Origin of the sequence: Kitasatospora sp. NA04385, assembly GCF_013364235.1 — a bacterium.
Classification (GTDB): Bacteria; Actinomycetota; Actinomycetes; order Streptomycetales; family Streptomycetaceae; genus Kitasatospora.
This window is the reverse complement of sequence record NZ_CP054919.1, coordinates 3,695,784-3,715,148: the sequence shown is the minus strand read 5'-3', so window position 1 is coordinate 3,715,148 and position 19,365 is coordinate 3,695,784. Positions and strand designations below refer to the sequence as shown.

21 protein-coding genes and 1 tRNA gene are annotated in these 19,365 nt (G+C 75.6%); 7 read left to right on the top strand and 15 right to left on the bottom strand.

What is annotated here, in order from left to right; all coding sequences use genetic code 11:
* Positions 1-31 precede the first annotated feature (31 nt).
* From HUT16_RS16505 to HUT16_RS16470, 8 genes are all read right to left on the bottom strand, one after another.
* Positions 32-196, bottom strand: coding sequence for a hypothetical protein (locus HUT16_RS16505; RefSeq protein WP_176188930.1), 165 nt, complete (start codon positions 194-196; stop codon positions 32-34).
* Positions 197-573: 377 nt separating this feature from the next.
* Positions 574-4,299 (bottom strand): HEAT repeat domain-containing protein, encoded by a 3,726-nt coding sequence (locus HUT16_RS16500; RefSeq protein WP_176188929.1) that lies wholly within the window; start codon positions 4,297-4,299, stop codon positions 574-576.
* A complete protein-coding gene (locus HUT16_RS16495) occupies positions 4,296-4,745 on the bottom strand; it encodes a hypothetical protein (protein ID WP_176188928.1) in 450 nt (149 codons plus the stop codon). Before HUT16_RS16495 ends, HUT16_RS16500 begins: the two co-directional genes overlap by 4 nt.
* Positions 4,746-4,877: 132 nt before the next feature.
* Positions 4,878-5,546, bottom strand: a complete 669-nt coding sequence (locus tag HUT16_RS16490) for a DUF4328 domain-containing protein (RefSeq protein ID WP_176188927.1) — start codon at positions 5,544-5,546, stop codon at positions 4,878-4,880.
* A 173-nt stretch (positions 5,547-5,719) separates the two neighbouring features.
* A tRNA-Ser gene (locus HUT16_RS16485) sits at positions 5,720-5,809 on the bottom strand.
* Between the two features lie 53 nt (positions 5,810-5,862).
* Positions 5,863-6,450 carry a nucleoside deaminase gene (locus tag HUT16_RS16480; protein ID WP_176188926.1) on the bottom strand — a complete coding sequence of 196 codons (588 nt, stop codon included), beginning with the start codon at positions 6,448-6,450 and terminating at the stop codon, positions 5,863-5,865.
* Positions 6,451-6,479: 29 nt separating this feature from the next.
* Positions 6,480-7,040 (bottom strand): hypothetical protein, encoded by a 561-nt coding sequence (locus HUT16_RS16475; protein ID WP_176188925.1) that lies wholly within the window; start codon positions 7,038-7,040, stop codon positions 6,480-6,482.
* 307 nt (positions 7,041-7,347) lie between these two features.
* Positions 7,348-7,596 carry a hypothetical protein gene (locus HUT16_RS16470; RefSeq protein WP_176188924.1) on the bottom strand — a complete coding sequence of 83 codons (249 nt, stop codon included), beginning with the start codon at positions 7,594-7,596 and terminating at the stop codon, positions 7,348-7,350.
* A 156-nt stretch (positions 7,597-7,752) separates the two neighbouring features.
* Here HUT16_RS16470 and upp point away from each other — a divergent pair, with 156 nt between their 5' ends.
* Positions 7,753-8,388 carry a uracil phosphoribosyltransferase gene (gene upp, locus HUT16_RS16465; RefSeq protein ID WP_176188923.1) on the top strand — a complete coding sequence of 212 codons (636 nt, stop codon included), beginning with the start codon at positions 7,753-7,755 and terminating at the stop codon, positions 8,386-8,388.
* 104 nt (positions 8,389-8,492) lie between these two features.
* Here the strand turns inward: upp and HUT16_RS16460 are convergent, their stop codons facing one another.
* The 3 genes from HUT16_RS16460 to HUT16_RS16450 all read right to left on the bottom strand — a co-directional run bounded on the left by HUT16_RS16460 (position 8,493) and on the right by HUT16_RS16450 (position 10,985).
* The gene (locus HUT16_RS16460) at positions 8,493-9,197 is read right to left on the bottom strand and encodes a LytR C-terminal domain-containing protein (protein WP_176188922.1); all 705 of its coding nucleotides are present in this window, start codon (positions 9,195-9,197) and stop codon (positions 8,493-8,495) included.
* A 205-nt stretch (positions 9,198-9,402) separates the two neighbouring features.
* Positions 9,403-9,699, bottom strand: a complete 297-nt coding sequence (locus HUT16_RS16455) for a type II toxin-antitoxin system VapB family antitoxin (RefSeq protein ID WP_014136828.1) — start codon at positions 9,697-9,699, stop codon at positions 9,403-9,405.
* Between the two features lie 122 nt (positions 9,700-9,821).
* The gene (locus HUT16_RS16450; protein ID WP_176188921.1) at positions 9,822-10,985 is read right to left on the bottom strand and encodes a hypothetical protein; all 1,164 of its coding nucleotides are present in this window, start codon (positions 10,983-10,985) and stop codon (positions 9,822-9,824) included.
* 94 nt (positions 10,986-11,079) lie between these two features.
* Here HUT16_RS16450 and HUT16_RS16445 point away from each other — a divergent pair, with 94 nt between their 5' ends.
* Together HUT16_RS16445 and HUT16_RS16440 are read left to right on the top strand one after the other, a co-directional pair.
* The gene (locus tag HUT16_RS16445; RefSeq protein ID WP_176188920.1) at positions 11,080-11,928 is read left to right on the top strand and encodes an alpha/beta hydrolase; all 849 of its coding nucleotides are present in this window, start codon (positions 11,080-11,082) and stop codon (positions 11,926-11,928) included.
* A 122-nt stretch (positions 11,929-12,050) separates the two neighbouring features.
* Positions 12,051-12,572: a YbhB/YbcL family Raf kinase inhibitor-like protein gene (locus tag HUT16_RS16440; RefSeq protein ID WP_176188919.1), complete on the top strand. Its 522-nt coding sequence runs from the start codon at positions 12,051-12,053 to the stop codon at positions 12,570-12,572.
* 117 nt (positions 12,573-12,689) lie between these two features.
* On the opposite strand, the gene HUT16_RS16435 is transcribed toward HUT16_RS16440, so the two are convergent.
* Entirely contained in the window at positions 12,690-13,184 is a 495-nt protein-coding gene (locus tag HUT16_RS16435; RefSeq protein WP_176188918.1) for an FBP domain-containing protein, read from the bottom strand.
* A gap of 114 nt (positions 13,185-13,298) precedes the next feature.
* Here HUT16_RS16435 and HUT16_RS16430 point away from each other — a divergent pair, with 114 nt between their 5' ends.
* Positions 13,299-13,814, top strand: a complete 516-nt coding sequence (locus tag HUT16_RS16430; RefSeq protein ID WP_176188917.1) for a histidine phosphatase family protein — start codon at positions 13,299-13,301, stop codon at positions 13,812-13,814.
* 26 nt (positions 13,815-13,840) lie between these two features.
* Positions 13,841-14,437: a hypothetical protein gene (locus HUT16_RS16425; protein WP_176188916.1), complete on the top strand. Its 597-nt coding sequence runs from the start codon at positions 13,841-13,843 to the stop codon at positions 14,435-14,437.
* Here the strand turns inward: HUT16_RS16425 and HUT16_RS16420 are convergent.
* Positions 14,428-15,420, bottom strand: a complete 993-nt coding sequence (locus HUT16_RS16420; RefSeq protein WP_176188915.1) for a PD40 domain-containing protein — start codon at positions 15,418-15,420, stop codon at positions 14,428-14,430. The two genes, HUT16_RS16425 and HUT16_RS16420, sit on opposite strands and share 10 nt — an antisense overlap.
* 272 nt (positions 15,421-15,692) lie before the next feature.
* Positions 15,693-16,820 carry a PD40 domain-containing protein gene (locus HUT16_RS16415; RefSeq protein WP_176188914.1) on the bottom strand — a complete coding sequence of 376 codons (1,128 nt, stop codon included), beginning with the start codon at positions 16,818-16,820 and terminating at the stop codon, positions 15,693-15,695.
* A gap of 255 nt (positions 16,821-17,075) precedes the next feature.
* On the opposite strand from HUT16_RS16415, the gene HUT16_RS16410 reads away from it, so the two are divergent.
* Both HUT16_RS16410 and HUT16_RS16405 read left to right on the top strand, forming a co-directional pair.
* Positions 17,076-17,216 carry a hypothetical protein gene (locus HUT16_RS16410; protein WP_176188913.1) on the top strand — a complete coding sequence of 47 codons (141 nt, stop codon included), beginning with the start codon at positions 17,076-17,078 and terminating at the stop codon, positions 17,214-17,216.
* A 3-nt stretch (positions 17,217-17,219) separates the two neighbouring features.
* Positions 17,220-17,741 carry a DinB family protein gene (locus tag HUT16_RS16405; protein WP_176188912.1) on the top strand — a complete coding sequence of 174 codons (522 nt, stop codon included), beginning with the start codon at positions 17,220-17,222 and terminating at the stop codon, positions 17,739-17,741.
* 102 nt (positions 17,742-17,843) lie between these two features.
* Here the strand turns inward: HUT16_RS16405 and HUT16_RS16400 are convergent, their stop codons facing one another.
* Positions 17,844-19,343 carry an amidase gene (locus HUT16_RS16400; RefSeq protein WP_254897834.1) on the bottom strand — a complete coding sequence of 500 codons (1,500 nt, stop codon included), beginning with the start codon at positions 19,341-19,343 and terminating at the stop codon, positions 17,844-17,846.
* Positions 19,344-19,365 lie beyond the last annotated feature (22 nt).

The following is a 19,365-nucleotide window of genomic DNA, read 5'->3' as shown; positions in this document are numbered from 1 at the left end:
CCCCGCCACGGTACTAGGGCGCCGGAGCGGCTCAGCGCACCAGTCCGGTCATGAACGAGCCGACCGCCTTGGCCGCGTCCGAGATGCCGACGAAACCGGACTTCACCAGGTCCGCCGAGCGCTCCGGCGAGGTGATGATCGTGTAGATGACGAAGACGACCATGATCCACATGGCCACCTTCTTCGCCTGAGCCATCGAACGGGCCTGCCTCCCTGAGTCGGGCCGCCGTCCTCTCCCCGTGCGGCCCTGCCACCCGGCAGCTTATCCACCGGACGGCGCAAGGAGTGAGGGGTGCGTTCACCCGCCGGGACGAAGGTCCCGCGCGGACGGGGCTTTCTCCGGATGTGTCCACCCGGTCGGCCCGGCAGGATGGTTGATGTACCGAGGATCTGGCAGGAATCCCCGGTACGGAGATCCGGAGGTCCCCGCTGTGGGACCGGTGCCGCGGCATCCCCCCGACGCGGCGCCGGTTGTGGGACCTCCGCCTCGGGGCAGCAGCTCGTCCCCCCGGAGCTGCTGCCCCCACCCCGGACCGAGAGGTTCCGGCCGGCTCCGCCCCCCGGGCACGGTGGTCAACCGCCCGGGAGGGCGGGGCCGTTCGCCGTTCCCGGCCGGGCGCCCCCCACCGCGCAGGCCAGCAGCCGGGCCGCCTCCTCGGCCGCCGCCGGCACCAGCTCGGCCCGCGCCCGGGCCGCCAGCAGCTCCGCCGTCTCCCCGCCCGGACAGCCGGAGGCCAGCGCCCGCAGCGCCGCGATCCGCACCCCCGCGTCCGGGTCCTCCACCGCCCGCCAGCGCAGCAGCTCGACCGCCGCCCGGTCCGGCGAACCGGCCAGGGCCCGCAGCGCCACCCGGCGCGGCAGCGGGTCCGGGTCCTCGACGGCGCGCTCGCGCAGCAGCGCGGCCAGCCCGGCGGCGTCCCCCGCGCCCGTGCGGGCCAGCGCGTGCAGGGCCACCGAGCGGATCGCCCCCGAGGTGTCCGCCCCCGCTCGCTCGCGCAGCAGCTCCCGCACCGCCGGATCGTCCGGCCGGTGCGCCAGCAGCGCCCGCAGCACCGACAGCCGCACGTCCGCGTCGCGCAGCCCCGCCGCCCGCGCCAGCAGCAGGCCGGCCGCCCGCGGCTCGCCGTCGTGGCAGCGCACCACCGCTGCCAGCGCCGCGTCCCGCACCCGCGGGTCCGGGTCGGCGCGGGCCCGCTCCAGGAACAGCGCCCGGGCCGCCGGGCCCGGCTCCCGGCGGTTCGACAGCGCGGTCAGCGCCGCCGCCCGCACCTGCGGGTCCGACGGGTCGGCGGCCTGCCCGCGGACGAACGCCTCCAGCTCCGGGTCGTCCGCGAAGTGCGCCGCCAGCTCGGCGACGGCCGCCGCCCGGCCCGGGCCCTCCTGCTCCGCCCGCTCGCGCAGGAACGCCGCCACCCGCGGATCGCCCGCCCAGACCTGCCCGAGCAGCGCCAGCGCGCCCGCCCGGACGTCCGGCAGCCGGTCCTCCACCGCCAGGCCGCGCACCTGCTCGGCGACCTGCGGATCGCCCGCCCAGCGCAGCGCCAGCACCGGCGGCACCCGCAGCCGCACCAGCGGATCGCGGTCCTCGGCGACCCGGCGGCGCAGGAACGCCGCCACCCGCGGATCGCCCGCCCAGCCGCGGGCCAGCCCCACCAGCGCCGACACCCGCACCTGCGGGTCCGGGTCCGACTCGGCCAGCCGGCGCAGGAACGGCGCGTTGTCCGGGTCCTCGGCGGGCTGCAGGCAGATCGCCTGCAGCGCCATCCGGCGCACCCCCGGGGCCCGGTCGGTGCGCACCCGCTCGCGCAGGAACGCCGCCAGCCCGCCGTCCATCCGGTCGTTCGCGGTCAGCGCGAACACCGCCAGGCCGCGCAGCTCCGGCCGCTCCTCGGCCGCCGCGATGCCCCGCAGCAGCAGCTGCGCCGGGCCGTCGCCCGTCCAGCCCTTGCCGAGCGCCAGCATCTCGTTCAGCCGGTTCACGCCCCCGGCGTCCGCCACCCGCGCCGCCAGGAACGCGCCCGTCTCCGCGTCCCCCGCCCAGCCCTCGGCGAGCGCCGCCACCGCGGCCTCCAGGGTCAGCGGGTCGGCCTCCCGCTCCACCCGGCCGCGGACGAACGCACCCGTCCCCGCGTCCCCCGGCCAGCCCTCGGCGAGCGCCCCGAAGGCGGCCGCGCGCTGCGCCGAGGACCAACCGTGCTCCGCCCAGCCGCGCAGCACGGCCGGCCCCCGCGGGTCGTTCAGGTGCAGCGCGCAGGCCAGCCGGGCCGCCACCGCGCCCGCCTCCAGCGGGGTCGGCGCCTCCCGGCCCGGCTGGTGGCCGTGCACCAGGTACCAGCGCAGGAACCGCTCCCGGCCCGCCCAGTGCGGGCCCAGCCCGGCCAGCACCGGGCGCAGCGCGTCCAGCGCCTCCACCGTCTCGCCCGGCAGGTAGGCCGAGCCCTCGGCCGCGTACGCCTCGAACAGCGCCGCCAGGGCGTCCACCACCGCCTCGGACTGCGCCGTCACCAGCCCCAGCCTGCGGACCTCGCCCAGGCAGCGCACCGCCAGCACCAGCCACTGCGGCGCCGCGTCCCGCGTCCCCGGCGCGCCCGGCAGCGCCGGGGCCCGCTCCAGCAGCAGGGACACCGCCGCGCCGACGAACCGCTCGTCCAGCTCCCCGGCCAGCAGGAGCAGCACCTCCCGCCACGCCGGGTCGCGCCAGCGGGCCGCGAACACGCCCTGCAGCAGCTGCTCCTCCGTCAGCGAGCGCTCCCGGTTGAAGCGGTGGGCGATGTCGGACGCCGCCAGGTACTCCAGGAACGCCCGGTGGACGAAGCCGTACACCTCGCCGCCGAACCGGCTCAGGATGAAGTTGCGCTCCCGGAACTGCTGCAGCATTGCCCGGGCGGCCGGTGCGGCCCGGTCGGCGGGCAGCTCGTAGCGCTCGCGCAGGTAGCCCTCGAAGGAGGACAGCAGCACCCGGCCCGGGATGTGGTTGCCGGCGATGCCGTCGCCGCCCTCCTGCATCCGGCGGGCCACCAGGCGCAGCAGCTCCAGCCGGTCCTCGGAGGCCAGGTACGGCATGCCGCCGTCGACCCGCCGGTCCTGCAGGTACTTGCTCGGGTCCCAGTGCTCGACCAGCACCGCCACCGCGTGCTCGTACACCGAGCGGCGGTCCCGGGGCAGCTCCCGGCGGCGGCCGATGATCGCCAGGATGGTCAGGATCAGCGGGTTGCCCGCCAGGTCCCGGACCGGGGCGGAGCCGGCCACCGCGGCCGTCACCCGCCGGCGCAGCCGCCGGGCCTCCACCGGGTCGGCCGGGCAGGCGTTGGCGTACCAGCGGGCCGCGAAGGCGTCGATCTGGCCGGTGTCCAGGTCCTGGAGGGTGTAGTGGCCGAAGCCGGCGGCGTCCATCGGCTCGCGCCGGTAGCCGATCATCCGGGAGGTCACCACCACCCGGACCTGCGGGTGGCGGGCGGCGAACGCGCCGATCCGGCGGCTGGCGCCCTCCCTGACCCGCGGGTCGAACAGCTCGTCCAGGCCGTCGAACAGCACCAGGGTGTGCGCCGGGTGCTCGGCCAGCTGACGGGCCAGCAGGTCCTCGGGCAGGCCCAGGCCCTCGGTGCGGTGCAGGTGGGCCAGGAAGTCCTCGAAGGTCCACTCCCGCCGGCCCGGGTCGGCGTACCGGCGCAGCTCCACGATCAGCGGCAGCCGGCCCGCCAGCGGGGCCAGTTCGGGCGGCACCCCGGCCTCCGGGTCGAGCAGCGGCTCGGTCAGCGCCAGGCACAGGAAGCGGGCCAGCGTCGACTTGCCCGAGCCCGGGTCGCCCAGCAGCACCGCCCGGTGCCCGTCCGGGCCGGCCAGCAGCGGCAGCACCGGCACCGCCGGGCGCTGCCGGTATGCCTCGCGGACCCGGCGCACCGTCTCCCGCTCGACGCCCGGCGGCAGCCGGCCCGGGTCCGGCCCGCCCGGCTCGGCCAGCCGCCGCAGCAGCTCCCGGGGCAGCTCCACCGGGGGCGGGTCGGAGCGCACCAGCTGCGGCACGAACACTTCGCGCAGGTGCACCGCCGGGTGCTCGTCCTGCTCGGACAGCGGGGTCAGCACCTCCAGGTCCAGCCGCAGGTAGCGCTCGCGCAGCCGCAGCGCGTAGCGCCGCCGGGCCTCGCCCAGGTCGCCCGGCGGGGGCGGCTTCGGGCCGGTGGTGATCTGCACCGTCCCGGCCCGCTGGACCATCGTCAGGTCGCCGCCGACCCGGGCGCCCGCCGCGGACTGGGCGCCGCCGGCCCCGTCGCCGAACAGCCGCCGCCAGAAGCCGCTCACGGCCGCGGCCGCCCGTCGGTAGGCCGCGGCCCGCCGAAGCGCACCGAGCCCTCCACACCGTCCACCAGCTCCACGTCCCCGCCCGCGCGGACGTTCCGGGCCGACAGCCCCCCGGCGGGCGGCGCGGCACCCGGGACGGGGTCCGGCGCCGCCTCCGGGACGGGGCCGGGGGCGGACGGGGCGTCGATCACCACGTCGCCCTGCACGCCGCGCACCAGGCGCACCGAGCCGCCGGCCGCCGCCCCGTCCGCCGACTGGCCGCCGGAACGGCCGCCGGTCCCGCCCGCGAGGGTCAGCACCAGGCCCGCCACCCCGACGAACAGGCCCAGTACGCCCGCCCACTGGTTGGCCCGGTCCAGGCCCTCCGCCCACAGGAACACCGCGAGCCCCGCCACCGAGACCCCGGCCCCCACCCACACCAGCATCCGCCACCGCGCACTCCCCATGCGGGCATCATCCCCTCAACTCGCCCACCGCCAACCGCAGATGGGCGCGCGAAGCGGGCGGGCGCCCGGGGCTCGCCCGCCGCGCGGGGGCGGCCGGCGGAGCACCGGCCGGGGAGGCGGGGGGCGAACGGGTCAGGCGGCGGGCGTCCAGGCCGCGCGGGCCCGGGCGGCGTGCTCCTCCTGCATGGCCGTCAGGCGGCGGACCACCAGCACCGCGAGCACCGCCGCGGCGGCGACGAGCAGCTCGGAGGCGATCAGCAGGGACACGGCCTGCCGGTACGAGTCGACGTCGTGCCGGGCGGCCCCGGAGTCCATGCTCCGGGTGCCGAGGAGGGCCAGCAGCTTGCCCAGCACCAGGGTGGCCCACCAGGCGTGCACCAGCCCGGCCGGGGCGGGCCGCGGCGCGCCGTGCTCGCCGGGCGGGCCGCTGGCCCGCCAGACGTCGTTGGTGATCCGCCACGGGAACCAGAGGTTCACCAGCGGGACGACCCAGCCGCCGACCGCCCACCCGCGCGCGTACTGCCGCCCGTGCGGGTGGATCACCTCGGCGTTCACCCGCACCCGGTACAGCCACAGGACGAACACCACCGCGGTGGCCGCCGACAGCAGCAGCCCGGCGTTGCGCGCGGCGTCCGTCCCGAAGAAGTCCACCAGCGACGTGATGTCGTCGCCCGGCTCCGCCGTGTACAGGCGCAGCATCACGGGCACCGAGGCGAGGGACGCCGCCCCGTTCAGGCCGAGCAGCAGCACGGACGCGGTGGCCAGGCCGCTCGGCGACCTGTAGACGGCTGGCGACGCCATGGGTGAACTCCCGGTTCCGGTGGTGGAGGAGCCCGCACAGTAGCGCCCCGCGCCGATCCAAAGCCAGGTAAAATCCCAGCTCAGGGCCGGTTTGTCCGCTTCGGGGCGGGAAGATCCGGAACGCGGCCGGGAACGCCGAAGGGCCCGACCGGAGACCGGTCGGGCCCTTCGAGTGGCGGTAGCGGTGGGATTCGAACCCACGGTGGAGTTGCCCCCACACACGCTTTCGAGGCGTGCTCCTTTGGCCGCTCGGACACGCTACCGAGGGGAACTCTACCGGATCGCGGGGAGCGGACGAAATCCGTTCCGGGGGCGGTCAGCGCTGGGTGTCGAAGAAGGCCAGCAGTTGGGCGGTGCACTCCTCGGCGAGGACGCCGCCGACCACCTCGGGGCGGTGGTTGAGCCGGTTGTCGCGGACCACGTCGAAGAGCGAGCCGGCCGCGCCGGCCTTGGGGTCGTACGCGCCGAAGATGACCCGGGCGAGCCGGGAGAGCACGATCGCGCCCGCGCACATGGTGCAGGGCTCCAGGGTGACGACCAGGGTGCAGCCGCTCAGCCGCCACTCGCCCCCCCGCCGCCCGCCGTCCTCGTCGGACGCGCTCCGCGCGGCTCCGTTCAGCGCCCGCGCGGCCCGGCGGATGGCCACCACCTCGGCGTGGCCGGTCGGATCGCCCACCGCCTCGCGGACGTTGTGGCCCCGGCCGAGCACCGTGCCGTCCGGCCCGAGGACGAACGCCCCGACCGGGACGTCTCCGGTGGCGGTGGCCAGGGCGGCCTCCTCGATCGCGAGGCGCATCCGGTCCCGCCACCGGTCGCGGACCGGATCGGGGCGTTCGGGGGCGGGCAGCGGAGCGATCCGCGGCCGTTCGCCCCGGGTGTCGGGGGGGAGGGGGACGGGCTGCATGGACCCAGTGTCGGGCACCGGGCCCGCCGCTACCGAACGGCCTCCAGGACCTCGCCGCAGCCGAGCGCCTCGGCGATCTCGCCGAGCGCGTCGCCGGGCGCCGCGCCCTCGCCGGCCAGCTCCAGCAGGTCGGTCGCGGTCATCCCGAACTCGGTCAGCAGCTCGGAGTCGCCGATCGGCCCGACCGGGTTCGCGCCCCGTCCGCCCGCCGGCTCCTCGTCGTCCTCGTCGGCGTCCTCGGCGACCGCGCCGTCCTCCTCGTCGAGGCCGGCCACCAGCCCGTCGAGGTCGTCGAAGTCCGCCTCCCCGTCCTGTTCGATCAACTCGTCGGTGAGCACCGCGCCGTACGAGCTGCGCGCCGCGGCGGCCGCGTCGGAGACGAAGATCCGCGGGTCGTCCTCACCGTCGATGCGCAGGACGGCGAACCAGGCGTCCTCCTGCTCGATGAAGACCAGCACGGTGTCCTCGTCCTCGGCCGCCTCGCGGGCCAGGTCGGTCAGGTCGGCCAGGGTCTCTACGTCGTCGAGTTCCGTCTCGCTCACATCCCACCCGGCACCGGTGCGAGCAAGCACTGCAGCGAAGTACGCCACCAGGGACACTCCCAAGATTGGTCTCGGCTGTCGGCGATCTCGGGCGGGTGCGGTCCGGCCGCCCCCGCGCCAGAGGGCGGTCCGCTGTTCGGACCGTCCCACCGCATCGTGACAGAAAGCCCGCCGCTGCGGGGGGTGTTCGGCAGCGCGTCTTCGCAGGTCGTGTCGGAAAGGTCGGCTTCCGGCCGCTCCGGGCACGGATCTTGACCGTCGGAGGGCTTGCGGCGGGGGCGCCGGGGCGCCCGCGGGGGCGCAACTCCGGTGCGGGGCGCGGCCCGCGGGAGGCGGCCGGATCGGATCGGCGCGGTCAGATCCGGAAGGTTCGCATCCGCAAGGCCTCGCGCATCCGGCGCTCCTTGGTCCGTCTCGGCTGCACCCGGGCCCGCAGCTCCCTGGCCTCGGCCAGCTCGCGGAGGAACACGGCCCGGCGCTTGCGCCGCTCCGCGTCGGTCTCCGCGTCGGTCTCCGCGTCGGTCTCTGACGTCGGACGGGACTCGTCTGTCGAGCCGGACCCGCCCGCGCCGGCGGTGGTCGCCCGCGTCGGGTTGCTCTTCATAGGTTCCGACTTTCCCAGATCGGCCTCGGGGATACCACAGGAGCGGCCCGACTTCCGAGATTCGCGGGATTCCCGGAGCGGTCCGGCGGGCCGCCCCGGTCGTCCCGGTTCGTACGGAGTCGTACACACGTGCCGGTGGCCGTTACCGTTGGTCCCATGCGTCTCCACGTCGTCGACCACCCGCTGGTCGCCCACAAGCTGTCCACCCTGCGCGACGAGCGCACGGACTCGCCGACCTTCCGTCGGCTCACCGACGAGCTGGTGACCCTGCTCGCGTACGAGGCGACCAGGGACGTCCGCACCGACACGGTCGAGATCACCACGCCCGTCGCCGTCACCCGGGGCACCCGGCTGTCCTACCCGCGCCCGCTGGTCGTCCCGATCCTCCGGGCCGGCCTGGGCATGCTGGACGGCATGACCCGGCTGCTGCCGACCGCGGAGGTCGGCTTCCTCGGCATGGTCCGCAACGAGGAGACGCTGGAGGCGTCCACCTACGCGACCCGGATGCCGGACGACCTCTCCGGGCGGCAGATCTACGTCCTGGACCCGATGCTGGCCACCGGCGGCACCCTGGTCGCGGCGATCCGGATGCTGCTGGAGCGCGGGGCCACCGACGTCACCGCGGTGGTGCTGCTGGCCGCGCCCGAGGGCGTCGAGGTGATGGAGCGCGAGCTGGCGGGCCGTCCGGTCACGGTGGTCACCGCCGCGGTCGACGAGCGGCTCAACGAGCACGGCTACATCGTGCCCGGCCTGGGCGACGCGGGCGACCGGCTGTACGGCACGGCGGGCTGAGCCGGGCCGCGCGGAAAGTGACGGACGGCGGGGTCCGGTCGGCGGCGGGTGCCGCCGACCGGACCCCGCCGTGTGCGTGGGGCGATCCGCCGGGCCCGGTGGGCTCAGCAGTGGCCGGGCTCCGGGGTGGGGGAGGGCTTGGTGAGCTCGGCGAGCGCCGCGGCGGCCTGGGCGGGGTCGGAGAGGGCGTTGAAGGTGTCGCCGATGACGAAGTCGACGGTGGCGTCGGTGCGGCCGTCCTCGGTGGAGGTCGCGGCGGCGACCTGGGAGACCAGCAGGGTGGCCGCGCCGAGGCCGCCGGGGCCGCTGAGGATCTGCGCGGTGCCGGGGACCTTCTTGTCGAGCGCGGCGGGCGCGTTGCCGACCTTGTCGACCACGAAGCCGCGCTTGCGCAGCTCGTCGGCGGTGCGGGCGGCCAGGCCGGACTTGTCGGTGGCGTTGTAGACGTTCACCTTGACCGCGGCGGGCTGCGGCACCGCGGTGTCGCTGGGCACGGGCGCCGGGGCGCCGGACGCGGGCGCGCCGGCCGCCGGGGAGGCCGGGGCGCCGGCCGAGGGGGAGCCCTCCGGGGCGGCGAGCGGTTTGCCGGAGGCGGGCGCGCAGGCCTGGGCGGTGGCGCCCTTGTGCTTGCCGGTGAAGACGTCGTACAGCTGGACGCCGCCGACCGAGACCAGGCCCAGGACCAGGACGCCGCCCAGGCCGAGGGCGACCTTCCGGCCGCGGCGGGTGGGTCGGCCGAGCCGGGGGTAGGCGTTGCCGGTGACGCGGTACTGCTTCCCCTTCAAGCCCCGGGGAGTCAACATGCTCATGGTCTGTCTCCCCCTAGGTGCCAGGGTGGGGTGTCGGTGACCGCGGTGCGGCCGTGGGGAACGGCCCGCGTGACCGCTGTAGTCAGCAGACTAATCCGACAACGGGTGCGCAGGTACTAAATGATCATCATCCGGGGGACGACGGCACTCGAAAGGACGTACCGGCACCGCCGCCGGTTGCGCCCCCCGTCCGGATGACTTCGGATCAGTCCATCTCCAGCACGCGGGCGTGCAGGACCTGCCGCTGTTGGAGGGCGGCCCGGACGGCGCGGTGCAGCCCGTCCTCCAGGTACAGGTCGCCGCGCCACTTCACCACGTGGGCGAACAAGTCCCCGTAGAACGTGGAGTCCTCCGCGAGGAGGGTCTCCAGGTCCAACTGGCCCTTGGTGGTCACCAACTGGTCCAGCCGCACCGGACGCGGCGCGACGTCCGCCCACTGGCGGGTGCTGGTCCGGCCGTGATCCGGATACGGCCGTCCGTTGCCGATGCGCTTGAAGATCACACGGAAAGCCTACCGTTCGGGACGCTCCGGGCGCAGCAGGCGGGGGTGAACGGTGCGTTGGCCGAAGGTGCGGACCAATCGGGCGCAACCGGGTCGAACGGCGCGTTCCGGGCGCCCGCGGGCTAGCGCAGGGCCTGGCCGATCCGGTCCATCGAGGACAGCCGCATCAGGCCGTAGTTGTAGAACTCGACCTCGGGGACGCCCAGTTCGCGCAGGGTCTCGATCTTGGCGGTGAGGTTGGCCGGGCCGTCGCAGTCGGAGGCCATCGGGCGCAGGATCACCGCCATGTCCTGCGGGCGGACGCCGTGCAGGGCGAAGGCGGCGACCTTCTCGCGGACCTGCTCGGGGGTCTTCGCGTAGCCGAGGGTCTCGATCTGGTGGGCGGCGCCCGCCAGCGAGGGCAGGTCGATGCCGGACAGCCAGCCGGTGCCGGGGCCGCCGCCGTCCATGAAGGTCAGCCGCATGCCGCGCTCGGCGGCGGTGGCGGCCAGCTCGGCGGCCAGCGAGGTGACGGTGCGGGCCGAGGCGTCGACGTACGCGGCGAACGCGCCGCCCGCCAGCTCGTCCAGCGCGGCGGGGGCCAGCGCCCGGGACTCGTCGGCCAGGCGGGCCCGCAGCTCGGTGCGGACGGTGTCGCGGACGTGCTCGGCGGGGACGCCCGCGGCGCTCGCGGCGGCCAGGCAGTGCGGGCAGAAGCAGACCGACAGCAGGGCCTCGGTGACCGGGCCCAGCTCCTCGAAGTAGCGCTCGTGGTGGTAGCCGTGCGCCAGGCCGTGGAAGTGCAGCGACTCGGCGCGGATCGCGTCCACGCCGTAGCGGCCCAGCTCCTCGACCACGGTGCGGCAGTACTCGCGGACCTCCGGGTTGGCCGGGCACAGCTCGGTCAGGTGCCGGTCGCCGAAGGCGTTGGCGGGCGCGCAGTCGGGGTGCGCGAAGCCGAGCCGGTCGTTGTGGCAGAAGACCGTCCAGGCGTGCAGCTTCAGCCCGCGGCGGCGGGTCTCCTCGGCGGCCTCGGCGAACGGGTCGCGCTCCCCGATCGCGGTGGAGGGCAGCGGGGCGAGCCGCCGCCCGGCCCAGCGGGCCGGGTCGGGCCGGAAGTACGCGGCGCCCGGCTCCAGGTACCGCAGCACCCGGCGCGGGTTGTGCGGGAAGACGTCCCGGGCCTCGTGGTAGACGGACGCGAGCGTGACGCCGCCGACGCCCGCCCGGTCGGTAAGGTTGCCGAAGAAGGTGTCGGCCCCTTCGTCGAGCAGGTCGGTGGCGAAGGCGAGGACGGACGTCTCCACGGGGCAACTCCGGAGAAGGAAGTACGGGGAGTGACCACGCTAACCGTGCGCTCCTGTATTGGTCTATACCTGGTTGGGTGAGGAGAGCGGCGCCATGACGGTCTACCGGGGCTTCGACCAGCGGGAACTCGACCGGGAGTACTCGCCCAGCAGCAGGGTCGCCGACTTCGACGCCGAGATCGGCGCCTACGCCGCCGAGAGCCGCCGCGCCTACCGTGAGCTGCCCGGGCACCGGGAGCTGCGCTACGGGCCCGCGGCCCCCGAACTGCTCGACTTCTTCCCCGCCGCCCGGCCGGGCGCGCCGCTGCACGTCTTCGTGCACGGCGGCTTCTGGCAGGAGCTGGGCAAGGAGGACTCGGTCTTCCCCGCGCTGGACCTCGTCCCGCTCGGCACCGCGTTCGCCGCCGTCGGCTACGGCCTGGCCCCGCACTGGACGGTCGAGCGGATCGTCGAGCAGGTCACCGCGGCCGTGCACTGGCTGGTCGGGCACGCGGCCGAGCTCGGCGCCGACCCGGAGCGGATCGTGCTCAGCGGCAGCTCCGCCGGGGCCCACCTGGCGGCGTCGGCGCTGCTGGACGAGCGGCTGCGCGGGCGGATCCGCGGGGCCGCGCTGCTCAGCGGCGTCTACGACCTGGAGCCGGTCACCCTCAGCTACGTCAACCAGCCGCTCGGCCTCGACGCCGACCGGGCCCGCCGGCTCAGCCCGCTGTACGCCGGGGCACCGGCGCTGGCGGCGCTGCCGCCGGTGGTGCTGGCGCTGGGCGAGCACGAGACGGACGAGTTCGGGCGGCAGCAGGCGCAGTTCGCGGAGGCGGTGCGGGAGGCCGGCGTCCCGGTGCACGAGATGCTGGTGGGCGGGCGCAACCACTTCGACCTGGTCTTCGACCTGGGGAAGGTGGACACCGTGCTGGGGGCGGCGGTCGAGGGGCTCTGGCGCGGGTGAGCCGCTCCTGACGGGCGGGCCGGCGGACCTGCCGGCGGGGCGTGTTGGCGGGGCGGTTCCGACGGGGACGCGCCGATAGGGTGGGGCGGCATACCGAGAGCCTTCGATGGGGATGGTGGCCGATGACCGGGCGTATTCCGCTTCCGTACGACTTCCTGCCGCCGGTGCCGGCGTTCGAGCTGCGCAGCACGGACCTGGTGGACGGCGCGACCATGCCGGACGCGCACGTGCACGCGCTGGGGAACACCTCGCCGCAGCTGTCCTGGGCGGGCTTCCCGGCGGGGACCAGGTCGTTCGCGGTGACCTGCTACGACCCGGACGCGCCGACGGCGGCGGGCTGGTGGCACTGGCTGCTGGTGAACCTGCCGGCCGGGGTCACCGAGCTGGCGGCCGGGGCGGGGGCCGGGGACGGGGAGCTGCCCGGCGGGGCGTTCCACGTCCGCAACGACTTCCCGGGGCACCGGTACGACGGGGCGGCGCCGCCGCCCGGGCCGGCCCACCGGTACGTGTTCGTGGTGCACGCGCTGGACGTGCCGGCCCTGGAGGTCGGGCCTGACACCCCGGCGGCGCAGGTCGGGTTCCACCTGACCGCGCACGCGCTGGGCCGGGCCGTGCTGACGGTGGAGTACCAGTCCGCGCCGTGAGCGCCGAGGCCCTGAGGCACTGAGTCCCTGAGGCCCTGAGTCCGGGGCCGGGGGCCGGGGGCCGGGGGCCGGGGGTCGGGGGCGCCGAGCCGGGGCCCTGGGCTGCGGGGCGGGTGCTCAGGCCAGGACTTGGCGCAGGAACGCCTCCAGGTTGGTGACCGTCCGGGCGATCTGCTCCTCCAGCGGGAGCGACTCGTCCGGGCGGCTGACCGTGGCCGGGCGGCGCAGGCCGCGGACGTACAGCGAGCAGGCCAGGTCGGCGCAGAGGTAGGTGCCGACGGAGTTGCCCTCGCGGCCGGCCGCGCCGGCCCGGGGGGCGGTGAGCAGCGAGACGCCGCTGCCCGCATGGGCGGTGATGCAGACCGAGCAGACGTTGGTGCGGGTCAGGCTGCGCTTCACGTTCGGCGAGCGGAGCGTGATGCCGACCGGGGTGCCGTCCAGGACGGCGACCAGGTAGGCCCGGTCGGGGGCGCCGAGGTCGCGCCAGCCGAGGAAGTCCAGCTCGGGCCAGCGCTGTTCGGCCAGCCCGCGCGGGACGGGCAGCCGTTTGGCCTCCCCCTTGGAGCAGTTGACGAAGGACGCGCGGATCTCGGACTCGGTCAGGGCACGCATGGGGGCGACGCTAGCCGAGCGGGCGCGGGCGTGTCGTCCGGTTTTCCGCCGGTATCGGATGCCGGCCCGCGCGTTGGGTGGAGTGAGGTTCGCGGCACGGGCCACACTGGGGGGATGGGGATGACGCGACAGCGGCGGTTGATCGTGCTGCGGCACGCCAAGGCGGACTGGCCGGACGTCCCGGACGAGCTGCGGCCGCTGGCCGAGCGCGGCCGGGCCGACGCGGTGGCGGCCGGGCGGTGGCTGGCGGAGCACGGGTTGGTGCCGGACCGGGTGCTGTGCTCCACCGCGGTGCGCACCCGGCAGACCTGGGAGCTGGCCGAGCCGGAGCTCGGCGGCGCGCCCGAACTCGTCCTGGAACCGCGGGCGTACCGCGCCGGGGCGGACGAACTCGTGGATCTGCTACGGGAGTTGCCACCGGTGGTGCGCACCGTGCTGCTGGTCGGGCACCGGCCCGAGGTGCAGGAGCTGGTGCTGGGGCTGGCCCGCAAGCGGGAGGGCGAGGCGCTGGAGCGGGTGCGGGAGAAGTTCTCCACGGCCGGGATCGCGGTCCTGGACGTGCCGGGCGAATGGGGACAACTCGTACCGGAAGAGGCCGAGTTGGTCGACTACGCGGTGCCGCGCGGGTGAGCGCGGGGGCGTGATAGTCATGGGAGGTGCGCTTCGACACCGTTCCCAAGCCGCCCGCCGTGGAGGCCCGCCCGCGTGACGAGCGGGGCTACCCGGTACCCGCGATCACCCCGTGGGAGGACGGGCGGCCGCAGTTCGCGCTGACCGACCACGAGCGGTCGGCGGCCTGCGCTCGGGAGCGGCTGTGCTCGGTGTGCAACACGCTGATGCCGCGCGGGCCGGTGTGGCGGGTGGTCGGCGGCGCGGAGGCGGCGGCGATCGGCGAGGCGCTGGCGGCCGGCCGGCCGTACCGGAACATGGCGCCCACCATGGAGGGGCCCGGCCACCGGGCGTGCATGCTGTACGCCTCGATGGTCTGCCCGTACCTGGCCCGGTCGAACGCCCGCCGCCGGGTGACGGCCGAGCAGGGCGACACCCCGGACGAGCTCACCGCGCACGTGGTGCGCGGGGCCGCCCGGGGCGAGGCGGGTGCGGTGGTCGGCTTCGCCGAGTACGAGTTCGCGGTCACCCCGACCAAGGTGCTGTTCCGCTTCCTGGACCCGGTGGAGTGGCTGCCGCACCACAACGCCGATCAGCAACTGCCGAACCTGATGCAGGAGTTGGAGCGGATCACTCAGCGGTAGGCGGGCAGCCCCACGGTGTCGGAGACCAGCTCCGGCGTGCCGCCCGTGAACGGGACGGTGTAGATGCCGTCCGGGCCGCGGAAGGCGACCGTCTGGCCGTCGTGGCTGATGGCGGGCTCGGTGTAGTCGACCGTCGCGTCCGGGGTGAGGTCGATCTGCTGGTCGGCGTTCTCGTCGCCCGGGCTGGCGAAGATGTGACTGTGCCCCTTGGCGGAGCGGACGAACACCAGCGCGCCCTCGTCCGCCAGCGCGGGCTGCGAGCCCTTGGCGATGGCACCGCCGTTGGTCCGGCTGACCACGTCGTGGAAGTACACCTGGCCGTCGGTCTTGTTGGCGTACACCGTCATGCCGGAGAGGCCGTTGGCGTACGGCCACAGGTTGCCGGTCTGCGGGATCTCGGCGCCCTCGGAGTCGCCCAGGTGCAGTTCCTCGACCTTGCCGTTCGGCTTGGCCTCGGCGGACATCAGGCGCAGGTCCTTCTTGTCGTCCGCGGTGAACAGCAGGTAGCTGCCCGCGCCGTGCGGCTCGTCCGCGTCGAAGACCTGCCAGGTCGGGTGCGACCAGGTTGTGCCGGAGGGCGCCTTGGCGACGACCTGCTTGTTGCCGCCGTCCGGGTCGGAGGTCTCCAGGTTGCCGTTGCCGTCGACGAAGGCGGCCTGCTTGCCGTCCGGGGACCACGCCAGGTCGCGGACCACGGTGCCGAAGTCCACGTACTTCCCGTCCATCAGCACGGTGTTGGTGCCGGTGCTGATGGTCAGCTTGGTGCCGGCCGTCTTGTTCAGCGTGCCGATCTTGACGGGTGCGGCGGAGGAGGCCGGGGCGGGGCTGCCGGGCGTGGCGCTTCCGGCGGCGGAGGTGCCGCCGCCCGCGCCGGTGGAGCCGTCCTCCGGGTCGCAGGCGGTGAGCAGCAGGGCCGAGCCGGTGGTGACCGCGGCCACCAGCAGGGCGGCGGCGGAGCGGCGGAGACGGGCGCGTTCGTTCATGGACGGTTCCCCCCTGGGACGGAATTCGGACGGCGGGAGCGGTCCGGGCCGGGGCTCGACCGCCGCGTGCGTGACGGACACATCCTGGCAGTGGTGGACGACAGCCCGGACGGCAGGTCCGTCCGGGCTGTCGTCTCGGTGGTCCCGGTTCGCGGACCCTGAATTCGCGAACCGGGACTGGCTGGTGACGCTCCGTCGGGAACGCGGGGGCGGACGGGGCGGCAGGCCGCCCGGAGGGGTCCGGGCGGCCTGCCGAGGGTGGTGCCGGTGGTTCAGCCGCGGTAGGCCGGGAGGCCGACGGTGTCCGAGACCTTGGTGGGGGTGCCGCCCTTGGCGGGCAGGGTGTAGATGCCGTCGGGGGCGCGGAAGGCGATGGTCCTGCCGTCGGGGGAGAAGGCCGGCTCGGTGTAGTCCACGGTGGCGTGCGGGGTGAGGTCGCGCTCCGCGGAGCGGTCGTCACGGTCCTTGGTGAACAGGTGGGAGTGGCCGTCCACCGAGCGGACGAACACGATGTCGCCCTCGTCGTCGAGGTCGGGCTGCGAGCCCTTGGTGACCGGGCCGCCGTTCTGCCGCAGGTAGTCGTCGCGGAGGTAGACCTGGCCGTCGCCCTTGTTGGCGTAGACCGCAGTGCCGTTCCGGGTGCCGACGTTCGGCCACAGGTTGCCGGTGGCCGGGTTCGGCACGGGGTTCTCGTCGGCGTAGGTGCCCAGGCGGATCGGGGCCGGGGTGCCGCCGGTCGCGGGGACGCCGAGCAACCGCAGGGTGCCGTGGTCGTCCGCGGTGAAGAACAGGTTGTTCTTGGCCGGGACGCCGTACGACTGGTCCTCCGCGGTGGGCGTGTACACCTGCCAGGTCGGGTGGGACCAGGTGACCCCGGCGGGGGCGGTGGCGACCAGGACCTTGTGGCCGCCGTCCGGGTCGGAGGTCTCCAGGTTGCCGTTGCCGTCGACGAAGGCGGCGTGCTTGCCGTCGGGGGACCAGGCGAGGTCGCGGACCACGGTGCCGAAGTCGACGACCTTGCCGTCCATCACCACGTAGCGGGTGCCGTTGCTGATGGTCAGGCCGGTGCCCTTGGTGAGGTTGAGGGCGGCCTTGGTCGGCTCGGCGGAGGGCTGCCGGGCCGGGGCGGATGCCGACGCGGAGGGCTGCTGGGCCGGGGCCGAGGCGGTGGGCGTGGCGGCGGTGGTCGGCGTGGCGGAGGCCGACGCGGAGCCGGCCGGGGTGGCGGACCCGGTGGCGGTGTGCGACGGACCGGCCGTGCGGGAGGGGGTGGCGGTGCCGGCCTTGGCGGCGTCGGCGTCGGACGGGTCGCAGGCGGTCAGCAGCAGGGCGGAGCCGGCGGTGATCGCGGAGACGAAGGCGACGGCGGCGGAGCGGCGGAGGCGGGCGTGCGCGGACATGAATGGTTCCCCCCAGGAACAGTGGATGTGGTGATCGCCTCCGTCGGTTCCTTCGTTCCGTCCTCCGGGGCGATGCCTAAAGCTTCGCAGTCCAATGACCCCGCTCGGTAGGCGAATTGTCACCGCTGGGCAACAGGCGTTCGGGCATGTCCGAGCGCGTCGCCGGGCGGCCGTCGGGGCCACTGGTTAGCGTGGCAGCGCACGTGCTTTCCCCGGGGCGGCGCCCCGGGGCCCGACAGCGGAGGGAGAGGCACCATGACGGCACTACCCGAGGGCACCCCCGTCCGGGCGGACGCGGTGTCCGCCGCCCCGGAGGGCGCCGGGGCGTCCTGCGGGAAGGCGCCGGGCCGGACGCCCGGCGAGGGCGGACGGCCGAGCACGCCGGAGGTGGCCTGAACGATGGTCACCCCGCTCCCCGGGCCCACCGGCGAACGCGCCGACCTGCTGGCCGCGCTGGACAAGCAGCGCGGCTTCCTGCGCTACACCGCGCGCGGCCTCACCGACGAACAGGCCCAGCAGCGCACCACCGCCAGCGAACTCACCCTCGGCGGGTTGATCAAGCACGTCGCCGGGGTGGAGGAGCGCTGGCTGCGGTTCGCCGTCGGCGGCGCCGAGGCGATGCGCGCCGAGGGCGCGCCGGACGACGCCGGCTCCTGGGCCGAACAGTTCCGGATGCTGGACGGCGAGACCCTGGACGTCCTGCTGGAGCGCTACCGGGCCGTCGCCGAGCACACCGACCAGCTGGTCGCCACCCTCGACCTGGACGGCGAGCACGCACTGCCCGCCGCGCCCTGGTTCGAGCCCGGCGCGGCCTGGAGCGTGCGCCGCGTGCTGCTGCACGTGATCGCGGAGACCGCGCAGCACGCCGGGCACGCCGACATCCTGCGCGAGGCGCTGGACGGGCAGAAGACGATGGGCTGACGGGCCCTCGGGGCCACGGGCCCGGGCGGGCTCGGAGTTGGGCGGTCCCGGGGCCGGGCGACCACGGGACCGGGCGGGCTCGGAGTTGGGCCGACCGGGCCGTCAGAGGTCGGGCTCCAGGTGGGCCCAGGGCCGGGCCGACTCCACCTGGGCGGCGAGGGCGAGCAGGGTGCCCTCGCCGCCCAGCGGTGCCACGAACTGCACGCCCAGCGGCAGCCCGTCCGGGGTGCGGTACAGCGGGACGTTGGCGGCCGGGCGGCCGGTGATGTTGGCGAGCTGGGTGAACGGGACGGGCGCCAGGTTGGTGATCACCGCCCGCTCGTACGCCTCCGTCCGGCTGAGCAGGCCCAGCAGGCCGAGCGGCAGCAGTAGCCGGGCCAGCGCCCGGACCGCCGGCGGGGTGTCCAACTCGCCGATCCGGACCGGCGGTTGCGCGAGGGTGGGGGTCAGCAGCAGGTCGTAGCGGGTGTGGAACCCGGCGAGCTGGCGGTTGTACAGGTTCCAGCGCTGGTGGGCGGCGTAGTAGGCGGGCGCGCGCATCCGGCGGCCGGCGGCGGCCAGCACGTGGGTGTCCAGCTCGAAGCCCGCGTCGCCGGAGCCGGTCAGGCGCTTGACCTCGTCCACGGTGGCGGCGGTCTCGGTGGCCCACATGGCGAGGAAGTCCAGGGCCAGGCCGCGCTCGTCGATGCCGGTGTCGGCCTCCTCGACGCGGTGGCCGAGGCCCTCCAGCAGGACGGCGGCGTCCGCGACGGCGGCCAGCGCCTGCGGGTGCACCTCGGTGCCCAGCGGGGAGCGGGTGGTGAACCCGATCCGCAGCGGGCCGGGCGCGCGGCGGGCCTGTTCGGCGTACGGGGTGTCCGGGCGGTGCGGCAGGTACGGGCCGGCCGGGTCGGGGGCGCCCGCCAGCACGTCCAGCATCGCGGCGCTGTCCCGGACGCTGCGCGAGAGCACGCCGTCGGTGGCCGCGCCGTGCAGGTGCTCGGCGGCGGCCGGGCCGGCCGGGACGACGCCGCGGCCCGGCTTCAGCCCGAACAGGCCGCAGCAGGCCGCCGGTATCCGGATCGACCCGCCGCCGTCGTTGGCCCCCGCCACGGGGACCACGCCCGCGGCGACGGCGGCCGCCGAGCCGCCGGAGGAGCCGCCCGGCGTCCGTCCGGTGTCCCACGGGTTGCGGGCCGGGCCGGTGGCCTCCGGCTCGGTGACGCCCTTGCTGCCGAACTCCGGCGTGCTGGTCTTCCCGAACACCACCAGCCCCGCGTCCAGCCAGCGCCGCACCGACTCGCTGTGCGCGGCCGCGGGGGTGTGCTGCAGGGCCCGGCAGCCGCTGCCGGTCGGCAGGCCCGCGTAGTCCTGGATCAGGTCCTTGACCAGGAACGGGACCCCGGCGAACGGGCCGCTCAGCTGCCCGGCGGCCCGCGCCCGGGCCACCTCGTACATCGGCCGCACGATCGCGTTCAGCCGCCCGCCGACCTGCTCGGCCCGTCCGATCGCGGTCTCCAGCAGCTCCCCGGCCGAGACCTCCCCGCCCGCCACCAGCGCGGCCAACCCCACCGCGTCGTACCCGCGGTACTCGCCGTACTCCACCACGACCTCCGAGATCACCGACCCGAGCGTGCCGGTGACC

Excerpts from the sequence above, each read along its gene's own strand:
- HUT16_RS16505 (WP_176188930.1), bottom strand. The coding sequence starts at position 196 with ATGGCTCAGGCGAAGAAGGTGGCCATGTGGATCATGGTCGTCTTCGTC.
- HUT16_RS16495 (WP_176188928.1), bottom strand. The coding sequence starts at position 4,745 with ATGGGGAGTGCGCGGTGGCGGATGCTGGTGTGGGTGGGGGCCGGGGTC.
- HUT16_RS16490 (WP_176188927.1), bottom strand. The coding sequence starts at position 5,546 with ATGGCGTCGCCAGCCGTCTACAGGTCGCCGAGCGGCCTGGCCACCGCG.
- HUT16_RS16480 (WP_176188926.1), bottom strand. The coding sequence starts at position 6,450 with ATGCAGCCCGTCCCCCTCCCCCCCGACACCCGGGGCGAACGGCCGCGG.
- HUT16_RS16470 (WP_176188924.1), bottom strand. The coding sequence starts at position 7,596 with ATGAAGAGCAACCCGACGCGGGCGACCACCGCCGGCGCGGGCGGGTCC.
- upp (WP_176188923.1), top strand. The coding sequence starts at position 7,753 with ATGCGTCTCCACGTCGTCGACCACCCGCTGGTCGCCCACAAGCTGTCC.
- HUT16_RS16460 (WP_176188922.1), bottom strand. The coding sequence starts at position 9,197 with ATGAGCATGTTGACTCCCCGGGGCTTGAAGGGGAAGCAGTACCGCGTC.
- HUT16_RS16445 (WP_176188920.1), top strand. The coding sequence starts at position 11,080 with ATGACGGTCTACCGGGGCTTCGACCAGCGGGAACTCGACCGGGAGTAC.
- HUT16_RS16440 (WP_176188919.1), top strand. The coding sequence starts at position 12,051 with ATGACCGGGCGTATTCCGCTTCCGTACGACTTCCTGCCGCCGGTGCCG.
- HUT16_RS16435 (WP_176188918.1), bottom strand. The coding sequence starts at position 13,184 with ATGCGTGCCCTGACCGAGTCCGAGATCCGCGCGTCCTTCGTCAACTGC.
- HUT16_RS16430 (WP_176188917.1), top strand. The coding sequence starts at position 13,299 with ATGGGGATGACGCGACAGCGGCGGTTGATCGTGCTGCGGCACGCCAAG.
- HUT16_RS16420 (WP_176188915.1), bottom strand. The coding sequence starts at position 15,420 with ATGAACGAACGCGCCCGTCTCCGCCGCTCCGCCGCCGCCCTGCTGGTG.
- HUT16_RS16415 (WP_176188914.1), bottom strand. The coding sequence starts at position 16,820 with ATGTCCGCGCACGCCCGCCTCCGCCGCTCCGCCGCCGTCGCCTTCGTC.
- HUT16_RS16410 (WP_176188913.1), top strand. The coding sequence starts at position 17,076 with ATGACGGCACTACCCGAGGGCACCCCCGTCCGGGCGGACGCGGTGTCC.
- HUT16_RS16405 (WP_176188912.1), top strand. The coding sequence starts at position 17,220 with ATGGTCACCCCGCTCCCCGGGCCCACCGGCGAACGCGCCGACCTGCTG.